The organism is Microcoleus sp. MON1_C5 (assembly GCF_036701875.1).
GTDB lineage: Bacteria > Cyanobacteriota > Cyanobacteriia > Cyanobacteriales > Microcoleaceae > Microcoleus.
In genome coordinates this window covers 24,398-45,605 of record NZ_JAUBRN010000056.1, presented here as the reverse complement: position 1 = coordinate 45,605, position 21,208 = coordinate 24,398, and the positions used below count along the sequence as shown (strand labels likewise).

At 45.6% G+C, this 21,208-nt stretch carries 13 protein-coding genes and 1 tRNA gene; 2 read left to right on the top strand and 12 right to left on the bottom strand.

Going from position 1 to position 21,208, the window contains the following annotated elements:
* Positions 1-242 precede the first annotated feature (242 nt).
* Both QUA71_RS22930 and QUA71_RS22925 read right to left on the bottom strand, forming a co-directional pair.
* Positions 243-314 (bottom strand) — tRNA-Gln (locus QUA71_RS22930).
* 101 nt (positions 315-415) lie between these two features.
* Entirely contained in the window at positions 416-3,190 is a 2,775-nt protein-coding gene (locus tag QUA71_RS22925) for a GAF domain-containing protein (RefSeq protein WP_333288542.1), read from the bottom strand.
* A 776-nt stretch (positions 3,191-3,966) separates the two neighbouring features.
* Between QUA71_RS22925 and QUA71_RS22920 the strand changes: the two genes are divergently transcribed.
* Entirely contained in the window at positions 3,967-4,353 is a 387-nt protein-coding gene (locus tag QUA71_RS22920; protein WP_006631154.1) for a response regulator, read from the top strand.
* A 147-nt stretch (positions 4,354-4,500) separates the two neighbouring features.
* On the opposite strand, the gene cheB is transcribed toward QUA71_RS22920, so the two are convergent.
* From cheB to QUA71_RS22870, 10 genes are all read right to left on the bottom strand, one after another.
* Complete coding sequence (gene cheB / locus QUA71_RS22915; RefSeq protein ID WP_333288540.1) at positions 4,501-5,586, bottom strand: chemotaxis-specific protein-glutamate methyltransferase CheB; 1,086 nt, start codon at positions 5,584-5,586, stop codon at positions 4,501-4,503.
* 250 nt (positions 5,587-5,836) lie between these two features.
* A complete protein-coding gene (locus QUA71_RS22910) occupies positions 5,837-8,332 on the bottom strand; it encodes a hybrid sensor histidine kinase/response regulator (protein WP_333288545.1) in 2,496 nt (831 codons plus the stop codon).
* Between the two features lie 224 nt (positions 8,333-8,556).
* Positions 8,557-8,832 (bottom strand): methyl-accepting chemotaxis protein, encoded by a 276-nt coding sequence (locus QUA71_RS22905; RefSeq protein WP_333288538.1) that lies wholly within the window; start codon positions 8,830-8,832, stop codon positions 8,557-8,559.
* Between the two features lie 530 nt (positions 8,833-9,362).
* Positions 9,363-10,829 (bottom strand): methyl-accepting chemotaxis protein, encoded by a 1,467-nt coding sequence (locus tag QUA71_RS22900; RefSeq protein ID WP_333288535.1) that lies wholly within the window; start codon positions 10,827-10,829, stop codon positions 9,363-9,365.
* 253 nt (positions 10,830-11,082) lie between these two features.
* Complete coding sequence (locus QUA71_RS22895) at positions 11,083-12,213, bottom strand: chemotaxis protein CheW (RefSeq protein ID WP_333288533.1); 1,131 nt, start codon at positions 12,211-12,213, stop codon at positions 11,083-11,085.
* A gap of 3 nt (positions 12,214-12,216) precedes the next feature.
* Positions 12,217-13,776, bottom strand: a complete 1,560-nt coding sequence (locus tag QUA71_RS22890) for a CheR family methyltransferase (protein WP_333288531.1) — start codon at positions 13,774-13,776, stop codon at positions 12,217-12,219.
* A gap of 487 nt (positions 13,777-14,263) precedes the next feature.
* Positions 14,264-16,030 (bottom strand): R3H domain-containing nucleic acid-binding protein, encoded by a 1,767-nt coding sequence (locus tag QUA71_RS22885; RefSeq protein WP_333288529.1) that lies wholly within the window; start codon positions 16,028-16,030, stop codon positions 14,264-14,266.
* Between the two features lie 122 nt (positions 16,031-16,152).
* Entirely contained in the window at positions 16,153-17,304 is a 1,152-nt protein-coding gene (gene ldpA, locus QUA71_RS22880) for a circadian clock protein LdpA (RefSeq protein ID WP_333288527.1), read from the bottom strand.
* Between the two features lie 437 nt (positions 17,305-17,741).
* Positions 17,742-19,064, bottom strand: a complete 1,323-nt coding sequence (locus tag QUA71_RS22875) for a four-carbon acid sugar kinase family protein (protein WP_333288525.1) — start codon at positions 19,062-19,064, stop codon at positions 17,742-17,744.
* A gap of 192 nt (positions 19,065-19,256) precedes the next feature.
* Positions 19,257-19,925 carry a hypothetical protein gene (locus QUA71_RS22870; RefSeq protein WP_333288523.1) on the bottom strand — a complete coding sequence of 223 codons (669 nt, stop codon included), beginning with the start codon at positions 19,923-19,925 and terminating at the stop codon, positions 19,257-19,259.
* A 96-nt stretch (positions 19,926-20,021) separates the two neighbouring features.
* Here QUA71_RS22870 and QUA71_RS22865 point away from each other — a divergent pair, with 96 nt between their 5' ends.
* Complete coding sequence (locus tag QUA71_RS22865) at positions 20,022-21,194, top strand: IscS subfamily cysteine desulfurase (protein ID WP_333288521.1); 1,173 nt, start codon at positions 20,022-20,024, stop codon at positions 21,192-21,194.
* Positions 21,195-21,208 lie beyond the last annotated feature (14 nt).

The following is a 21,208-nucleotide window of genomic DNA, read 5'->3' as shown; positions in this document are numbered from 1 at the left end:
AGATTGACATTCAGGACAAATCATAGCTAAATTTTCGTTGATTGTTAGCGCTCAGCATACCACAACTGTGCAACGCCGCAAATCTACGCTTTTAGGCCAAATCCGCAGCAAGAAACCCGGTTTCTTATATCCTGTGAGCAACCCCTAATTAGGTTTGTAGTTAGGCAGTCGTTTTTCTCTCGTCGGACGAGCGGTGACTCTAAACTATCAGTTAAATAATTGATTGACCGAACACAATTTAACTGGGGCGAAAGGATTCGAACCTCTGAATGGCTGGACCAAAACCAGCTGCCTTACCACTTGGCGACGCCCCAACGTCTTAACCTTCACTATCTTAACATTCAAACACTGGAATCTGTCAAGCATTTTGACAATAAAATTTAAAAAATGTTTTTGGAACCGATCGCCGGCCGGTTTATTCTTTGATCGCAGGGGGGCGAGCTACCGGGATTTCAATCCTGAAATCAGCTCCCTGTCCCGGTTTCGAGATACAGTTCAAGCTTCCTCCGTGTTTTTCCACCACAATCTGGTAGCTGATTGACAAGCCGAGCCCCGTACCCTTGCCCACAGGTTTAGTGGTAAAGAAAGGGTCAAACAAGTGGCATTTAGCTTTTTCGGCCAATCCCGGCCCGCTGTCTTGAATCCGAATCACCACAACTTGACCGCTCGACTTTCCTGACTCACCAGCCTCCGAGTCTGGGTCCACCACCGCCGTCGAGATTTTGATCGTCTTGGGTGGGGGCTGATTTTCCAAAGAGTCGATCGCATTCGCCAAAATATTCATAAATACTTGGTTGAGCTGCCCGGGATAGCACTCTACCTTCGGCAAGTTGCCGTAGTCTTTAATTACCTCAATTCCCGGTACGAGTCCGTTTGACTTCAGGCGGCTCTGCAAAATCAGCAGCGTGCTGTCAATCCCTTCGTGAATGTCCACCAGCTTCATCTCTGCTTCGTCGTGCCGCGCAAAGTTCCGCAGAGACAGGACAATTTGGCGGATGCGTTCGGTTCCCATCTCTATTGAAGACAGAATTTTCAGCAAATCCGGCACTAGGAAATCAACATCGATTTCTTCGCTTTTGTCGAGAATTTCGGGGCAAGGCTCCGGGTAGTGCTTTTGATACAAGTGCAGTAAATCCAGCAAATTCCTCATGTACTGCTTGCAATAAGTCAAGTTGCCGTAAATAAAATTAACCGGATTGTTAATTTCGTGGGCGACGCCGGCGACCATTAGACCGAGAGAGGACATTTTTTCGTTTTGGATGAGCTGAGCTTCTTTCTGCTGCAACTGCTGCAAAGTTTCCGTCAGTTGGCGGGCTTGAGTTTGAGCGGCTAAGGCTGCCGCCCGGGTTTGGGCGTAGAGTTCGGCTTGGTCGATCGCGATCGCCAGTTGATCCACCACCGCTTGCAGCAATTCCACTTCGCTCGTCGTCCAGGAACGGTGGCTGCTGTAATGGTTGCAAACTACAGCACCCATTTGACCGGAGCGAGTCTTGAGCGGCAGCAGCAGGTTAGAAACAATGCCGAGACTGGTCAAAAAATCTCGCGTGGGCGGTTCTATGCACAGTGCTGTTGCCGCGTCCCCGATCCGGAGTGTTTGGCGGTGGCAAATTTTCTCGGCCAGCAGGGTTACTTGTTCGATCGGGTATTCTGTAAGCCGCTCTTTCAGTTCGGGATTTGCCGCCTCGTGGGTGATTGCAAAGCTTTGCTGCCCGTCTTGCGAGATGGAATACCACAAAAAGTAGCACTGGTCAACCTGCAACAAGCTGCGAATTTCGTTGACAGCCGTATCTAAAATTTTGTCGAGGTCGAGGGAATTCCGCATCTGGCTGGCAAGGCCGAAGAGCAGGCCTTCCCGGCGGCTCAACAATTCTTCTCGGGCCGTAATGCGATCGATCGCCACGGCGATGGCGTTAGCCATGCAGCCCAGAACTTCTAGCGCTCCGTCGCTTGCCAAAGCGCTACTGCACAAAGCCATCACTCCCACCAGCCGCTCCTCCACAATCAGCGGATAGGCAATGGCGCAGAGAGACGGGTTCGACAGTAGGCATACAGGAGCCGTTTGGAGTTTTCCCGGTTCTGCTCGCACCCAATCTTTTATTTCCCGTTCCCACCCTTCGGTGCTGAGTCCTGAATCGGCCTGCAATTCTAACTGCTCTGTCTGCGGGTTGAACGTCCAGATGCTCGCCTCTTTGGCGTCGAGGTAATCTACCATTGCCTCGGTGCAGCGGTTGAGGATGGGCGATATTTTCCCACCTTGTCCGAGGGCTGCACCGACTTTAGCTTGCAGAGCTCCCAAGCGAGCTCGCTCTTGTAGGGACGCTGCCGTTAGTTGGCGATCCGATGTGTCCCCGGAACCGACAAAGATTTCTCGGATTTGTTTGGTATCGTCCGCGCGCCCGATGCTCGCTGAAGTTTCCCACAAATATTGAGATTTGCCTGTTTCCTCGATCGTCGGGAGCTTTTTTGTGCCGTATATTCTCCTGCTGCTCTGTGGGGTATGTACGGCACACAAGCTGGATGGGTTCGAGCCAGAAACTAACTCCGAGATTTGCGGGCTGTCCGAGCTGATATCTTCTGCCTCTGCCAACTGTTTCTGGGCTTTGACTAATTGCCAGCGCAGCTCCACCAAACTCGCAACTTGCCGACTCAAAGCTTGGATAGCTTCTATGGTTTCTTTTGTCAAGTCTCTCGGTACTGAGTCCATGACCGATAGCACTCCCAGCATCTGCCCATCTGAGGTCATGACTGGGATGCCGGCGTAAAATTTCACGAAGGGGTAGAAAACCGTTAGGGGATGCTCGCCAAATCTCACGTCTGTGGAAGCGTCTCGAACAATGGCGGCAGGCAGTTCTTTAAAGGAATTTATAGGGAGTTCGATCGCAGATTCGGGAGCAACTCGCGGTTTTTGCAGGGGAATTGCCTGGTCAAATTCCGAGTTTGAGTTTGAACCGACTGCGAACTCTTCGGGAATTTTGTCCAGGGCGCGATCGCAAAAATTCAGGTAACGCTGGGCCAAACTTTGATCGATACCTAACTGCGACTTCAACCAGTGGCGGTTACCGTCAATCAAGCTCAAGAAAGCAATAGGAGTTCGGCTGATCTGAGCTGCCAAACCGACCAAATTGTCCAAGCAAGCGTCTGGATCAGAGCCGAGAAGCTGATACAAGTCAATGTTATGGAGCTTGAACACTTTTTTTACCAAGAGGCAAGGGTGCTTTCATCATGTGTAACTGCCCGTCTAGTTGCTGGCAACCGCCCTTCTCAATACTTCCCTTGAAAAACAAGCTATGAATTCTGTGCTGGGAGACTCTGGGCGCCAGTTCGGCGCAGGTTGCTTGCGCCGAATTCAGACTAACCTCTTGACCGATCTGGAAACTTTTGAGTTATGGGAGTTAGAGTACCCCAAATCTTAAGACTATATAAATTATACTTCCCGTTGACTATGCTTTTGAATACCTCCGGCTCTCTAAATCTAAGAGCCTCTGTTGAGAGGAAGCAGCTTTCCAAAATATAACGCGATTGCTTACCTAGAATTTTTTAATCAGTTTAATTGTATTTTAACAAACTTGTCTAATCCTGGGTAGCTGGCTTGCTGGTAGATTTAAATCAGAGGTGTGTGCCACAATACCAGTGTCCTTTAGCGAGCTGTGCCTTAGACGGTCGTTCAACTACAGTTAGGAGATGAATTACAAAAGATTGGTAAGATGTTAAACTTTGTAACAATAGTTACTTCAACTCGACCTTCTAGGGTTTCTGGGCCCAGATGCACATTTTGCAACTGTTGTAATCGCTGAGCGACAACTCTCCCAATCCCTTTTTTCGAGTTTGATGTAAAAAAACAGGACTAAACTTTCTACTAATGTTCCAACGGGGTTGGCAACTATTGCACAGAGGCAACTCTAAAAAAATGACGGGCGGAAGTATGTTTTGTATTTTCAAGAACTATAAATAAACAGGGAGAAGAATATGTCTGCAAGTAGCAGTCAAGTACCAACTATTTTGGCAGTTGATGATAGCGTCGTGATGCAAGGACTTGTTAAACAGGCCTTAAGCAAAGAGTTTCGAGTTCTCGTAACCGACAATGCAGTGGATGCTTTGTCAACGATTTATCACGAACAAATTTCTGTTTTGTTGCTCGATGTTTCGATGCCTGGTATTGACGGATTGGAACTCTGTCGCACGGTGCGGAGCTTGCCTCAGTTTCAAAATTTGCCGATCGTAATGCTGACAGCGCGAGATGGAGCTTTTGATAAGGTACAGGGGCGTTTGGCGGGAGCAACAGAGTATTTAACTAAGCCGTTTGATGCTGAGAAGTTGCGCGAGGTAATTGGTAAGTTTATCAAAATCAAATAATCGGACTTAGAAAAAAATTCAGTTTTGAGTAATTATGAAGTAATTTGAGTAATTAATGAACAAAAAAGTTGTGATCGCGCTTTCTTATCCCCGATTTTTTTAACAAGTCCCGGATCGGGGTATTCTACACTATTTGCGGGGTAAGTCCTAAATTTTTAATTTAGCCAGGAGTAAGGGAGCGATCGCACTGACAGGTAGAACATATTGGGCTGCACCGAGGGCGATCGCCTCCTTGGGCATTCCGAAGACAATGCAGCTAGCTTCGTCTTGGGCGATTGTCAAACCGCCCTGTTTAGCGATAGCCAACATTCCGTCAGCACCATCTCTACCCATTCCTGTCAGCAAAACCCCCGCTGCTGCCCGACTATAAAAATTAGCTACCGACTTAAATGTCACCGTTACAGAAGGGCAGTGTCCCATGACAGGAGCAGCTTCTGAATAAACAAATCGCCCTTGAGAGTCCAATTCTAAATGACGTTTTTCGGGCGGGAAATAAACAGTCCCTGCTTGTGGCAATTCCCCAAAAGAAGCTATCTTAACTGGCAGTTTCGATTCATTACCCAGCCAATCAACTAACCCTTGCAAAAAACCTTCACTGATGTGCTGGACACAAATTACAGGCACGGGAAAACTAGCCGGAAGTTTAGAAATAATGGCGTATAGTGCTTGCGGTCCCCCTGTAGAAGCTCCTATAGCCAATACTTTAATAGTTTGATATTTAAGATTTTCGTGGGAAAACTTGTAATTAACAACTGGTGTTTGGTTGATTTTTACCAGTGGGTTATTATCTTCTGTTTGTATAATTTTTTGATGCCGTGTAAATACTTTAACTCCTGAGACTATTTTAATTTTAGCTATTAATTGATTTCCTAGCCGCTCGTAATCTGATACCAAGCCACCAATCGGTTTCGGAAAAACATCCAATGCACCAGCATTTAACACTTGAAATACATTCTGAGTATCATTCGCTTGTACTGAAGCACTAATTACTAAAATTGGTAGCGGATATTTCTTCATTACTTCTTTCGTAAATTCTAATCCGTTCATTGGTGCCATGTTCAAATCCGTACAGATTACTTCAGGGTGAAGTTTCGGGATTAATTCTAGTGCTTCTAACCCGTTGCAAGCGGTTCCTACAACTTTGATTTCGGGGGAGGACTCAAAAATTCGTTTGAGGACGATTGTAACTACTGGAGAATCTTCAACTAACAATACTTTAATGGGCGATAACATCAGTTTGGGGGGAAATTGGGAATGAGCAATTGAGAACGGGCAATTGGGAATGGGCGACTTGTACTGCCCTTCGACTTACTTCCCTTCGGCTTCGCGAGCGACTAAGCTAAGCACGACTCGCTCAGGAACCGCGTAGTCAAAGTATTGGGCATTGGGAATCGATGCAATGGTAATTGTGCACTGGGCACTGGGCATTGGGCCTCGCTAATTAATAGTAAATAAGAAATGGCTAATAACTAAGGACTAATGACTAAACTAACCTGTTTAGTGTCTCTATGAGCACATCTTGATTGAAAGTCCCTTTAGGAATATAAGCATTTGCTCCCGCATCAGCTCCTCTTTTTCTATCTTCATCGGATGCCAAAGATGTTACTAAAATTATCGGTAACTCACTGTATTCTTTTTGCTCCCGAATCTTAACAGTCAGGGTCAAACCGTCTAAATTTGGCATTTGTACGTCAGAAATCACAGCATCAAAATGGCGAGTTTTTAATTTATGGAAAGCATCCAATCCGTCTACCGCTGTCACAACTTCGTAACCCGCACCTTCCAAAATGCGCTTTTCTTGAGTGCGCGTGGCGATCGAGTCTTCTGCTAAGAGTATAACTTGTTTTCTGGTGGCAGTCTCAAGTTGCGATCGCGCACCAGAAACCCCACGGGACGAAACTTGCTGGCGTACAGATTTTATCAAATCGTGGGGATTGAGTACCATACAAACTTCCCCAGTACCCAGAATTGTGGCACCCGAAACATTTCGCACCCGTTTCAGCAACTGACTTTGAGGTTTCATCACCACATCCTGTTCGTCTATCAAAGCATCTACCAATAATCCCAATCTTTCCTCCCCAACTTTCAAAACAATACAAGGCATTTTTGAATAAGTTGAATTGAGGAAGTCTGGGAAATTTTTTCTCATAATTTCGCTCCCGGTTTCCTGCCTCAAATATCGATTTTTTTGCCAACCTTGTCTATGGTTTAATTCTAGTAAATCTCTCAGATGAGCAACTGACAGAGGCTGACCGTTGGAAAGTATAGTTTCCTTACCTTCTATAGCAAATATCTCAGACTGAGACACCTGTTGGGCCGTCTCTACAAACTCGACTGGCAGAGCATAAGGAATGTCTTCAACTACTACAATTAATACATTTGCTGTAGCTAAAGACGTGCTTATTTGCAGCCTCAAGGTGCATCCTTTCCCCGGTAATGACTCTACTTGAATACTACCTTTTAGGGCTTCAACATTAGTGCGAACTACATCTAAACCTACCCCGCGCCCCGATACTTCTGTAACAAATTTTTTGGTCGAAAAACCAGGACTAAAAATTAAAGATTGTACTTGAGTCTCTGTCATTTCTGCCAGTTGTTCGCGCGTACAAATATTACGTTTTATAGCCGTTTGTTTAATGTTCTCTAGATTGAGTCCTCGACCATCATCAGCCACTTCAATAATAATATTGCTAGCAATATTATAGCCTTTAATGCGGAGAGTAGCCACGGGAGGTTTACCTATTTTTTCCCGCTCTTCAACAGTTTCAATACCGTGGTCGATCGCATTTCTAATCATGTGCATTAAAGGGTCTTTCATTTCCTCTAAAATGCGTTTATCTGCTGTAGTTTCGCCTCCTTCAATCACTAATGCAACTTCTTTACCTTCCCGTTTCGCTAAGTCTCGAACAGTTCGAGGAAATAAATTAAAAATAGTAGACAAAGGCAGCAGTCTCAGAGTGCGAATTCCTGATTCTAATGCCTCAGCGATTAATTCGAGTCTGGCAGTATCTTCATAAACTCGATTTCTCAAGCGGTTGACTAAAGTTCCGAGACGTTCTAAACGTTCTTCTGTACGTTGATAGTAATCCTGCAATTGGCTAAATTTACCGTTGGTTTTAATATCTTTGTCATCTATTGGCATCCGATCGACAGTCAAGCTCGTTACAAAATATTCTCTGCTCCACTCTTCCCACAAAGTTGTAATTTGTTCGATCTCTGCAACTCGGTGTCCTAGCCGAGTTTTTGTGACAGTAAGTTCCCCTGCTTGAGTCATTAAATCGTCTAAATTTTGAGTAGCAACGCGAATGGTTTCAATGCGGTAAGATGAGGTTGAGGATGCAGTAACTGCCGACTGCGAAGCCGACGTAGCGGCGGATCCAGAAGGTGCCGCCAAGTTGTGAGATTGCAGTAGAAATTCGGGCGGGGATTGTATGGGTAAAAAAGAGGAATTTGTCTCTAAGTTAAGGACTTCAGAAGTTTCAACATTTGTTTCTAGTTCTTGGGTAGGAGGCTCAGTAAATTGCGGTTCTACCAACGGCTGTTCTGGTACTTGTGAAGATGAGGGAGCTACTATTGAGGCTGCAGCCTGTCGCTGTGGCTGACTAGAAGCACCCATCATGCTAGCGAGGATGTAAAATGTATTAACGCCGGAATCTTCGCCCGTAACGGCTTCGTTAACGAGTTTCCGCATGGCGTCTAAACCTTGCAAAAGTCGATCGCTAATATCCGAATTCAGTTGAGTTTCTCCCCGCTGGATCGCTTCCAAAAGATGCTCCATTTGATGAGCTAAAGATGCTACATTTTTTACTCCCAGCATCCCTGCATCACCTTTAAGAGAATGGGTTTCCCGCAATAAGTGTTCTAACTTAGCTAAGTCGGCCGGATGTTGTTCTAAGTACAGCAATCCGTCGTCTAATTTCTGTAAGTGTTCTTGACTAGCGACCTTAAATACATCTCGCAGTTCTTGATCTTCAATCATCATATATGTTTTTGACTAATAGGTAATTGAGCCGGACTCACTGGTAATTGGTAATGATAATTATGTTGCATACTCAGTCGATTGCTAATGACTAATGACTAATGACTACACTACTTCTTTAAGATTAAATGCAGCTTCTGTGAGTTGTTGAGTACCGATTGTAACTTGAGTAATGCCGCTGACAGTTTGAGACGCACATTCCTTCATAGAAATCATCGCATCACCTACTTGCTGAATCGCGATGGCCTGCTGCTTAGCTTAACATTAAAAGAAATTTGCTGGTTGCTAGCAAACACAAGATTGCAAGCTTCCCTCACACCCATAAAAGCTCCTGCCGTATCTTGTGCTATTTTCACCCCTGCTGCAACCGTTTTGCGCCTATCTTCAGTTGCTTTCACCGTCGAGTCGATCGCGCCCTTAATTTCTGGAATAATACCATTAATCTTTTGGGCTGCTTGTTGGCTTTCATCTGCTAACTTACGAATTTCGCTTGCTACCACCCCAAAACCTTTACCGTACTCCCCGGCTCTGGTCGAGGCTGCATTTTTTGGAAAAAATGGTTAATCATTGGTTACTGGGAATTGGTTACTGGTAACTTGTACGCTCCCATAGTCTAAGTATAGACAATAGGGAACTTGTAAGCGTGCGTAGCAGAAGTATAGGAAATGGAGAATGGGTAGTAAATAAAAAAAAACAACTCCCAAATAATAACTCACAAATCACAACTAACTACAGTGCAGATTGGATATCAACTCAGGTAACATCGGAATTAATATTACCCACAGTCAGGACGCCGCAGTGCCGTGCCCCTACAATTGATCGGGGTAGGGACACGGCACTGCCGTGTCGTCGGTATCATTCCGATGCAACCGAAAACGATAGGAGATTAGGTTATGATTTGCTAATATAAAATTTATTACTCCCGTTAATATCGCTGGAATTGTACCGCGACAAATCGCCAAAGTAATTGCTTTAATTTTTAAGGATATATTTGGCCTTTTTGGGGAACTACTCATAATTCATCGCTCTCCTACAAAACTGCTTTCAAATCTAAGGCAGCTTCATTCAATTTTTGAGTGCCGACTTTAGTTTGACTGATACCGCAAGCGGTTTGGGCTGCGGCTTGATTGAGGGAGTTCATAGCTTGCACTACCTGTTCGATCGCGAGCGATTGCTGTTGGGCATTCAGCGAAATTTGCTGAGAACTCAAAACCACATTGTTAATGGCATTGGCAACTCCTGCAAATGCTGCTGCAGTTTCTGAGGCAATATTCACGCCCGATTCCACAGTTTTAGTCCCTTCGTCTGTCGCCATTACCGTTGAGTTAATTGCCCTTTGAATATCCGCAACTAATAGATTAATTTGTGCTCCTGATTTTTTACTGCGATCTGCAAGTTTGCGAATTTCTGACGCCACCACACCAAACCCCTTGCCGTGTTCCCCGGCCCGGACTGCTTCAACAGCAGCATTGAGTGCTAACATATTAGTCTGATTCGCCAAATCGCTAACTACAGTTGAGATATTACCAATGTGATCTGTTTGTTCGCTCAACTCGATAATTTGTCCTTGGATATCCTGAACTTTAGTTTTCAAAGTGGCCATTGCTTCTAAAGTTTGTTCTACAGCTTTTGTGCCACCTCCAGCTAAATTCAAGGCTTGCATTGCTTGAGCCACGGCGGTTTCGATCTGCTGTGATGTCGCCCTGGAAGAGGCTCCCAATTCGTCCATTGTAGTAGTAGTTTGATTTACTGAAGCTGCTTGCTGACTTGCCATACGTTCCTGTTCTTCCACGGTGGCTGCAATCTCAGTGGAAGAAGAGGCGATCGAGCTAATTGCCCGATCGATAGTTTGGGCAATTCCTGCCGAAATCAGCCAAGCTATGCCCGCACCAAACACCACTAACAGCACCGAACCAACCAGCAGCGTCGATACCAAAAAGGTTAAAGCTTCCTTCGTCATTTTCGTTTTTTGCTTAAAGATACTTAATTCTGTTTCCCGAAATTCCCCGTTCACTTTTAAAAAATCATTCAGAAAATTTGTGTACTTCCCTGTATTAAATACAGCCATAGCTTTCGCTGTCTGATTTTGCTGCAGTAAGCGAACAATGTCTTCATTACAAGCATCATAATATTGATTGAGTAGCTCTCGCATCCTTTGCAAACGGGTTCTCTGTTCTGGATCTTTAACTGTATTCTCTATATTATTGGCCGACTGACGAGCCAACTCTGCACCTGCTTGAAAATCCTTTAAAAATTGCTGATTTTTATTATTAATTAAATACCCGCGCAGCCCCCGTACCATTTGCTCCCCACCTAGCGATATATTACTTATTTCCTCGACTACCTGCTGTACCCTTTCCGTTTCTTGTAAATTTTTAAACACCTGATTTGTAGTAGCAATAACTAATACGGGAAACCCTAAGTATATAGCGGCTGGTGCTAGATATCCGAACAGCATCTTGTTTCTAATGTTTAAGTGGTTTATTTTAGCAAACATATTTTTCTCCTTGATTTAAGCACGTGCATACACGAATTAGGTTCCTTTGTCAAATAGCGCTTGAAAAGCAGATTTGGTATAACTAACTTCTTTAGTCCTGGACGAATTTCAAGATAATCCTCTCAGGCTGAGTCCCGCTCGTTACCAGTCCCGATCTCTGCGTTGGATCGGGATTGCGAAGGAAATGAAGTATCAAGCCCGATGGTTCACTTGACTCATGAAACATATGGTTTGCGTAAGTCTTGTTCTTGATTCAAACCTCTTCATCCACAACTACTCCTCCTTTTGTGAGCAGTTTTTGCAAGTTCAGAATAGCCATCATTTTTTCTCCGTAAATAGCTGTCCCCCGTAGATATTCGCGGTTAGCAGAATGCAGTGCTGCCGGAACAGCCGCCATTTCCGACACATTTAAGTATATAATATCTAATATTTCGTCAACAACTATACCAGCGACCAAATCCGCCACTTCAACAACGATCGCCTTAGACAGATAATTTGCCGCCTCCGACATATTTAAAGACATATTTAAAACACTGCGAATATCAATTAGCGTCAAAATTTCTCCCCGTAAATTCATATTCCCCACTATGCGATCGGGAGTGCAAGGAACCGGAGTTACTTGGTTAATATCAGTAAATTCGCGCACTACATCCAAAGGAATACCAAAGTATTCACCATTCAAAACAAACACCGCCAGGGACATATTAATTGCAGCATCATTTTCCCCCTCGCCTCGCCGCCTCAAATTATTAGTCCGCGATTGAAAAATTGCTTTTTCTTCCGGGGTAGCCTGCGGGCGAAAAACGTGACGATTGCTCAAAATTTGAGGATTTTTGCCTAACAAGTTTGCATTTATTTGCCACTGTAAATTTTCCGTATCCGACTCACCTGCTGTTTGTTGATTACCTGCATTGCTTGGAGAAACAGGCCAGCTTTTCTCTGACTTTTCGGGAGAATATCGAATTAAGTGATCGAGATTCAGCAGCATGATAATATCGGCTTCGCAGCGGGCAAATCCAGCTACAAAATGATGAGAGGCTTCTGAATTGTCTCGCCCGTAAGATAACTGCGAAGTGATGGCATCTTCTGAGAGTTCCTTAACTTCGCGAACTTGATTGACAATTATGCCGACTTTCAATTCTTGCCACTCGATGACGATCGTACTATCTGTCACAGCATACTCCTGCCAAGCGTATCCAAAGCGCAGATTCAGATCCATCACGGGCAGAATTTCGCCCCGAAGGTCGATCGCCCCAACAATATCTTCAGGTGCTTCTGCAATTGCTGTCAACTCCGGCAGAAAGAAAATTTCCCGAACATAACAGGCTTCTATACCGCAGAGAAAACCGTTCTGTTCAAAGATAAGATACGGTTTAGTGTCCATATTTTAGTGTACAGTTTCTTTACTGTATAATCTTAACAACTTTTTTTTAACATCCACCAGCACTTGATTAGCTGTCATTTTCCCCTGTGAATCTATGGGAGTGTGTTGCGGTAGTGCTTTCAGGATTTCACAAGATGAATTGTACATTTTAATCGCTCTTTTTACTTGACCTTCTTTATTGTATATATTCCCTAGTTCTATATAAGCTGAAACAAAAGATGGACACATATAAATAGTCCTTTTTAATAAAAGTTTTGCTGTTTCCAATTGCCCCTGTTCTTCAGCAATGTGAGCTTGTAAATAATCAGTAAATACTGAGCCCGGATCTACTTTTCTAGCTCGATTACAGTATTCTATTGCCTGAGAATAATTGCCGGCATTTGCCTGAACTTGAGCGATTAAAAAATAAGCATCAAAATTATGCCCCTGCAAGTCTATTGACTCTTGTGCCTTGTGAATTGCCTCAGCATAATCTTGATTTTTAAATAATTTTTTAGCCTCTAAAATTAGCATTTGAGGCGTTTTTTTTTGAGTATTTTCTGCTATTATTTTTTGTGTAACTGACACGGCATTGTTCCCCAATCCGTCCTCCCGATAGCGAGAGCGCAGTATCTTCCCCAGCGGATTACTTATTGTTAATACGGGCGGCATCTCTGGAAAATTGCTGTTAGTAACACTAGGTAGCCTCGTTTTTCCTGTTAGCAACTCACCACTATCATCCCCCACAGTATCTGGTTTGGGGAATTCCAGAAATGCCGAGTTGGCTTCCCCTACCGTCGCAACCCTAGACTCTATTTGACAGCCTTCCTCCGCTACTGCATCCCGACGCTGATAAACCACCGACTCCGGAAAAATCTTGGGTTGAAACTCGTTCATAATTTGACCGTAAACTTCAGCGTGACCGGTCATTAAATATCCTCCAGGTCTCAGGGTATTGGAAAATTTTTTCAGTACCAGTGAAATATACTTATGTTCAAAATACACAAAAACGTTTCTACACAAAATTAAGTCTATGTTATAAATATTTTGGTAAATATTAGGAAACTCATCTGTGATTAAATTAACACAGCTAAAGGTTACACTTTGGCGCAATTCTTGATTAATTTGCCAATCATTTTGCCTCTGATGAAAATACTGCTTTTGTATCTGCGGTTCAACCAGGCGAAACGACCAATGACTGTAAACTCCCTGGGGCGCTTTTTTAATTACTTTTTCATTGATATCTGTACCTAAAATTAATATTTTCCATTGTTCCCAATCGGGAATCAACTGTTTTAAAACAATAGCTAAAGAATAAGGTTCTTCACCGGTGGAGCAGCCCGCACTCCAGATTCGCAGTGTCGGCTGCATTCCGAAGGTCTTGTGCAAGTTTCTTTTCTGCTCTATCAATTCAGGAAAAATTACTTTTTTCAACAGATCAAACTGTCCTTGATCTCGCATAAAATAACTTTCACTTATTGTTAATAGCACTATTAATTCTGCCCATTCATATTTACTTTCAAAAGTTTTGGCGGTTAAAAGTTTATAATATTTTTCTGGTTCGGCGATGTTTTTTTCTCTCATTCTAGTCATAATTTTATGACACAAACCCTCTCGCTCTTGGAACCTAATTCGCACACCAATTTCAGTAGTAATTAAGTTAATAAATAGCTGAATTATGGAATCATTCATGTCAACTCAGGTAGATTCATTTAATAATTTGGGAAATGGCAACTTTTACTGAGCTGGTGCTGAGTTTGTGCTGAGGATAGCCGATCGCCCGCGGCTCGTCCGTTCGCAAAGCCGAGGGGAAGTGCGTAGCTGAACTATTGAGAATTGGGTAACTTGTAAGCTCGTGTAGTCGAAGAAGTGGTAATTGGAAATTGGCGAATTTGGAATTAGAAATCGGGAATTTAGCCGCTCGCATTAACAAGAACAGTGTTACAAAACATCATATCAGAAAGTTGCCAGCTACTTAAAGGAAAAAGGCAAAAGGTAAAAGACACAAGCCAGGAAAAAATTCTCCCTTCTGCCTTCTACCTTCTGCCTTCAAAGCCCTCAACCTCCAACTTTAAGCTGGATATATCCGCAAGCGGCGATTGGGTTCTTCCCCAAAACTGTGGGATTTCAGGTGATAGTGTTCCACAAGTTCGTGCTGCATTTTGCGGACGTTGGGAGAACGGGGCAGGAGTTCCACCGGCTGTCCCTTCGGAATGACAATTTGCTCGACTGCTAAGCGCGTTTCTTCCAAAGCTTCGAGCTCGTCAGAAGAACCGCTGCGGGCGAATAAGGCGAGGTCTGCCACTTCCGGGGTACCCGGGTCATCCATGTCCAACAGGCGCCGCAAAGCTCTCGCTACGTGGGGAATAGTGCCGGCCTTAATTGTGTGCAGGGGAACTTGGCGAGTTTTGGCCAAGTGCCTCAATTTCGACTGGTTCCGAACGTTCGATCGCAAAGCCAAAACCACGTCAGCGCTCTCAATATCCTTCGTCAGCAGTACCGGCAGGTTCAGCGTCGAAATCACCTGTTCGAGCTGGTGGCGAGCTATGCCGTAAGGATAAACGTGAAGGGGCAAATCTTCGCCGTTAGGGCCGACATTCTGGGAAAAACGTCCGGCATTAGGTACCGGCTCGACGGACAGGGATTCTTCGAGCAGTTGCTCGAAATACCGAGTCTCAGAAACCGGCGCGCTTTTAGCAGCGAAGTTCTCGCTGGGAGCGGGCATCGGCACCATTTTGCCAGCACTCCGCCACCCTGAGATCGGTGTGACCGGCCGCATTCCCGATACCGCAGCCGGGCCGCTGGAAGCTGCCATCCCCGGAAACCGGGCGGGGGGAGCGGGCGAGTCACGCTCGATAATTACTTCTCCACTCTCGCTGACGCTTCTGATTTGCTGGTGCGGTTCGCGTCCCCGCAGCAAAGTGTCGATCGCCTCTGCAACTCGCTCGTGGATTACCCAGCGCTCGCGTTCCAGCATTTCGATGGCAATTTCAAAAGTTGGCGGTGCTTTGCGCTCCAAAACCGTCTTTTGAGAACCGCGCCGTCTTGCTTCGTCATCTCCCAGCGTCACCGCTTGGATGCCCCCAATTAAATCTGCCAGAGTCGGGTTTTTCATCAAGTTTTCGATCCGGTTCCCGTGGGCCGTACCGACCAACTGCACGCCCCTTTCGGCGATCGTCCGAGCCGCCAAAGCTTCGAGTTCCGTACCGATTTCGTCAATCACGATCACTTGTGGCATATGGTTTTCCACTGCTTCGATCATGACTTGGTGCTGGAGTTCGGGACGGGAAACTTGCATTCTGCGAGCTCTGCCGATCGCTGGGTGGGGAATATCTCCATCTCCGGCAATTTCGTTGGAGGTGTCGATGATTACCACCCGTTTTTCCAAGTCATCGGCGAGCACGCGGGCAATTTCCCGCAGGGCCGTGGTTTTGCCGACTCCGGGGCGACCGAGCATTAAAATTGACTGACCGGTTTCCACTAAATCGCGGATAATGCCGATCGTCCCGAACACAGCGCGGCCCACCCTCAAAGTCAAGCCGATAATCTCGCCGCTGCGGTTGCGTATGGCGCTAATTCGGTGCAGGGTTTGCTCGATACCGGCTCGGTTGTCGCCACCGAAGTGGCCGACTCGTTCGATGCAATAGTTGAGGTGTGCCTTGGAAACCGGCGTTTGGGAAAGAGGTTCGGCCAAGGATGGAAAACGAGCTTCTGGTTGGCGACCCAAATCCATGACAATCTCAATGAGATTGTTGCGCTGCGGGTGCTGCTCTAAGGGCTGCCGGATCTCATCTGGCACGATGTCTAATAATCTGTTGAGGTCGTCTGTAATCTGCATTCGCCTCGATGTGTTCGGTGACGTTTTCAACTTTTTAGTCAGTTGTCAGTTGTCAGTTGCCAGTTGCCAGTTGTTTTTTACTTGTAACTAATGACTTCTGACTAATGACTAATGACTAATGACTAAATTTCTTTGAGCTGGGAAACTAGAGAACAAGCTAAACTCACGGCCTCCGAGAGAAGTTCTGGGACGGCTTCGAGCTGAGGTAGCCGAGATGTTTGAACTCCGGCTCCTGACCGCGCTACTGCCACCGGAACGGCATAGGCTCGATCGGTCTGCATTGTTTCTAATTGTTCTAAAATTGGCGATAGCAAAACCCTGGCATAGCTGCCGTAAGCTACACCTGCAATGTATGGGACAGGGGGAACTGACAAATTTTTCCCGCCATCCTTCATCAGTCCGTCGGCTCTCAGCTTGCTGACAGTGTGAGCATTAGTGCCGCCTGCCAGTTGCACGTATCCCGGCAACTGGGCCGCCAAAACTTTTTGACCGAGTTTGACCGCGGCTCTGGTAGTTCCTGTTCCAATATCTCCGCTCATTGGCCTACCGTCGGTTTGCCAAATTAGGGGACAAGGAAGGGGGGAAATTATTTGATAGAGTGTCCGCAAATAATCAATCAAACCGTCTCCATCGGGGCAACTAATTGCTATTACCTTGAGTTGACCGACCCAGGGAGCTATACTCGACCAAAGTCGCGCAAAATCTGCCTCTCTGCCTACTTGCGTGTGGATTTCTAGGGCGTCGGCACCGGATTGCAAGATTAAAGGTGCGATCGCGGCGGGAGCAGACACGTAAGAACGAGTGTAAATCAGTTGGCTCGGACAAATCGGCAGACAGCGACCGCAGCCATAGCATTGCTGGTCTATCACCCCGGAAAAACCACTGCCAGCACTCTGAAAAACTATTGCTTCGGCTGGACATATTTTTTCGCAAGGCCGCCAGCAGTCCGCCGGACAATCGGCTGGGTTGAATTCGGCTTTGCGAAAATGCGGGTCTTCCCCATCATTTAAACTCACCATCAGCAACGGCAACCCTTTGCCGCCAAACCTGCGGTTTTGAGTTCTTGCCTGTAATTCGCTGGCCACTTGTAGGGCTTCTTTCGCTGCGGCGACGGCGGCGGGATCTGCCGCGACATCGATACAGTCAGCGCCTGCTAAGGTGTAAGCCAAGGTGAGATTCCGTACAGCAGGCAGGTGTTGAAAGCTCGCCCCACAGATCAGCTTGAACCAATGGCCATCTTTTAATGAGTTTAGGGGATGATAATGTTCTGTCACCCTTATATGCTAATCCTTTGAGCTGAAAATTACTATCTGAAAATTTCTACTTAATTTTAAAATTTAGGCTGATACGAGCTGGAAACGCTACTGATAGCAGTAGCTCTGGTGCTGTTGGCCCTATATGTAGAGTTCTGAGGTACTATTTTTGAGAAATCTAATTTTTTTGATACTGCCTAACGATGAGGCGATTTTCAACTTTGCCGATCGCCTAGAGTTACACCTTGACTTACAGACAGACTCTCTAGTCTATCATATTTGGGTGGATTTAGCAAGGAAAAAGTAGACTAGAGATTTTTTTTGAAGTGACCGTGCAGTGGCCATTGCCATAAAGTTCGATCGAGCATTGAAACCCATCGACCAACCGCAGATGAACATTCTCCTCCCTGACTCGAAGCTAAATTCATCTGGGTTAATCTGCGATTGGTCGAGCTATACTACTTGCTCAGCCGCTTGTAAACCGTAGCCAAAGCATGGCTATCCCCCACATTTCCCGGAAACAAAACAACTGGCAAATTGGGAAACAGAGGATGATCGGCATCGGTTTTCACCACCGAACAACCTGCAATAATTTGACCGATTTGCCTGACACTTTTCAGGGACAAACCTGTACTCAAAACATCATTAGAAGTAATGCCGCCCTTGCTAATTAAAAACCCGATATCTGCCGGCAGTCCCCGCACGATATCCATCAATAAAGCAGAAACCGCCTCTCCAAATTTTAACCGGACTTCGGTATTTTCAAATTCGAGTTCCTTGCGGCTGGTATAAATTACAGGCGTTTTGCCATCTGCATGAGCAGTGCGGACTTTTTCGAGAATTTCATCGAGCATTTGGGTGCGATACTCTGGTGAATCTTCTACCAACTGAGATACATCTATTTCAATGCTAACTATATTGGGTTCTTTTAACAAGCGTTCCAATTGTTCAGTAGTTTTCTTAACGTGGGAACCAACTATTACTGCACCGGGTTTGCCCTCCCTCACGTATTTTGCCATTTCCTCGGCTGCTACTGGCTGCGGGCCGAGGTCAGCTAAGGATGTTAAAATACTTGCTGCACTGCGGAATAAAAACTTTTTGCCTTGACTGACTGCATGGAGAATGTGTTTGGCAAATGTGTCTAAATCGCCTTGGCTTTGGCCGTCAACAACCGCACATTGGTTGTCTGTCATGTCCATCAGTCGATCTAAACTTCCGTAGCGAATGTCTCCGAGTAAAATGCGATCGACTGCATCAGCGGGGATGCGACCTTTGGTTTTTTCTTCTACATAGTCTGGCAGGTAACTGTGACTGTAGCCGAAGACTGAATCTTTGGCAAATTCGGTTTGATGTACTGGTGTCGGGACGCTGTTAACTATTAGGTAGTGCACGCTGTGGCGGGTCATTCTCCCTCCTTCAAAAAAGGCGGGAATTAGAAAATGGGCGTCGAAGGGGCCAAGTTCTTCGGCGATCGCGTCGGTTTCGATGGGATAGTGGCCGCGCAGGGTAGAATCGGAACGGCTAACTATTAGGAAGTCTTCGATTTTTTCGCTGGCGATCGCCCTTTTTAGATTTTGGCACACTTCGCGGGTGACGGAGGCTGCTTTTTCGGGAGTTAGCGATCGAGTATTTGTCAGTATGAAGAAAATCGGGCACTTGTCCCGCAGCCCCAAACGCAGGGTGTCTTCGTCCCAACGTGTCAGCAGCAAGCAACTGTGCACGGTTTGAGAACCAGTCGGATCGTCGTCGAGAACTATAATCTTGGGTTTAACAGAAGACATACTGACCTGGTTGTTAACGTCACCTTTCTAAGATATCCTTAGCTGTTACGTAACAGGAAAAAATTTACAATAGTTATGATATTTTTTTCACAATTCTCATAACTTATAATTTGGAGAATGTGTTTTAGTTAGAGCGGTTCAGTAAGCTGCATATTGCTACTGGGTAAGAGGCGCACGCAGCCGTGTACCCTACTAAGTTTTGCCATTTTTAAAACTAGCATCGTTTCGCTCTTGCAACTTTTTCATTTCTGCTTGAACTCCGACGGCTACCTGCAAAGCTTCGTTGAGCAATCGTCCTTGTTCGCTGGCTCGATCGCTAATTTGCAGGGCATTCAAATTTTTTAAGTTATTGGTAAACAATTCGGAGTTAGTAGCGACAAATTTTTTGTTTTCCCTAAGAATTCTTTCAGTTTTCAAAGCTCGAACTAAATCGTCTCTGATTAGCTGCAAAGCTTGAATTACTTTTGCGCGATCGCCGATTTTGACTTTCGCATTGCCAGCATCTTCTATCTTGTCATTAATTTCAATCGCTTTGATTATACCATTATAGCGCTCCACATCATCAAAAAGATTGATTAAATGTTGGTTTTGCTGGCTGCACCGAATTTTCCAGGCATCCTCAAAGATTAAACCAACTATCGCAGCGAAGTGAAGGGCGAACCACAACAAATAAGCTCTAGGAAATATCGCAACCAGCAGCCAACAACTGATGAGAACCAAAACAATTAAACCGACTGTTTTCAAAGCTTCGCGGGCAAACTTAGTCGCTGTCGGCGGCCGGTATACGCGATCGGGCCCCGCGCCGGTGAGGTGCTTGAGCTCACCGAGAGTAATTTCTAATCCCTGAATGTCAGCTCGCATAAATCTTTACAAATATATGTTAATTATAAAGTTTTGTTGTAGAACAAGGGGCTCGTCTACAATAAACCTAACACTTTTTTCACCCAACCCTGCACTATGTCCGCACGTCCTATATACCTCGACAATCACGCCACAACCCCCGTAGATCCACGGGTACTTGATGCGATGATGCCGTATTTCACCGAACAGTTCGGCAACGCAGCCAGCATAAACCACGTCTACGGCTGGGAAGCAGAAGCAGCGGTAAAACAGTCACGACAAATCATAGCCGAAGCGATCAACGCCTCCCCAGAAGAAATTGTTTTTACCAGCGGCGCAAGCGAAGCAAATAACTTAGCGATCAAAGGTATCGCCGAAGCTTATTTCAGTAAAGGAAAGCACATTATCACAGTAAAAACCGAACACAATGCAATTCTCGACCCCTGTACCTATTTGCAAAAATTGGGGTTTGACATTACTGTTTTGCCGGTGAAAAGCGACGGGCTGATTGATATAGGCGATTTGATCAAAGCGATTCGGGCCGAGACAATTTTAGTTTCAGTGATGACGGCTAACAACGAAATTGGCGTCATCCAGCCGATCGCAGAAATTGCTGCAATTTGTCGCGGAAATGACATTCTTTTCCACACAGATGCGGCACAGGCGATCGGCAAAATTCCCCTCGACGTAGAGGAGATGAATATCGATCTAATGTCCTTGACAGCCCACAAAATCTACGGGCCAAAAGGGATCGGTGCTCTCTACGTGCGCCGCAACAAACCGAGAGTGCAGCTAGCGCCGCAGATGCACGGAGGAGGCCACGAACGGGGAATGCGATCGGGCACTCTCTACCCACCGCAAATAGTTGGGTTTGCCAAAGCAGTAGAATTGGCAATTGCAGAAATGCCGTCGGAAACAGAACGAGTGGTTAATTTGCGGCAGCGTTTGTGGGAAAACTTGAGTGAATTGGGCGATGTTTTTCTCAACGGTCACGCTACGAAGAGATTGCCGGGGAATCTCAATATTAGTGTAGGCGGGGTTGACGGTCAAGCGTTGATGTTGGGTTTGCAACCGGCGGCGGCAGTTTCTTCGGGATCTGCTTGCACTTCCGCAAAAATATCTCCCTCTCATGTTTTAGCAGCGATCGGGCGATCGGACAAATTAGCTTACGCTTCAATTCGGTTTGGTATTGGCCGGTTCAATACCGAAGCAGAAATAGATGCAGTCGCCGAACACGCGATCGCAACTATTACATCTCTCCGACAAGCTCAAAAAGTCACTCAATTTTAGATTTTAGATTTTAG

Bases quoted from the DNA above. Each gene is read 5' to 3' on its own strand.
- QUA71_RS22920 (WP_006631154.1), top strand. From the start codon at position 3,967: ATGTCTGCAAGTAGCAGTCAAGTACCAACTATTTTGGCAGTTGATGAT.
- cheB (WP_333288540.1), bottom strand. From the start codon at position 5,586: ATGTTATCGCCCATTAAAGTATTGTTAGTTGAAGATTCTCCAGTAGTT.
- QUA71_RS22910 (WP_333288545.1), bottom strand. From the start codon at position 8,332: ATGATTGAAGATCAAGAACTGCGAGATGTATTTAAGGTCGCTAGTCAA.
- QUA71_RS22900 (WP_333288535.1), bottom strand. From the start codon at position 10,829: ATGTTTGCTAAAATAAACCACTTAAACATTAGAAACAAGATGCTGTTC.
- QUA71_RS22895 (WP_333288533.1), bottom strand. From the start codon at position 12,213: ATGGACACTAAACCGTATCTTATCTTTGAACAGAACGGTTTTCTCTGC.
- QUA71_RS22890 (WP_333288531.1), bottom strand. From the start codon at position 13,776: ATGAGAGAAAAAAACATCGCCGAACCAGAAAAATATTATAAACTTTTA.
- QUA71_RS22885 (WP_333288529.1), bottom strand. From the start codon at position 16,030: ATGCAGATTACAGACGACCTCAACAGATTATTAGACATCGTGCCAGAT.
- QUA71_RS22875 (WP_333288525.1), bottom strand. From the start codon at position 19,064: ATGTCTTCTGTTAAACCCAAGATTATAGTTCTCGACGACGATCCGACT.
- QUA71_RS22870 (WP_333288523.1), bottom strand. From the start codon at position 19,925: ATGCGAGCTGACATTCAGGGATTAGAAATTACTCTCGGTGAGCTCAAG.
- QUA71_RS22865 (WP_333288521.1), top strand. From the start codon at position 20,022: ATGTCCGCACGTCCTATATACCTCGACAATCACGCCACAACCCCCGTA.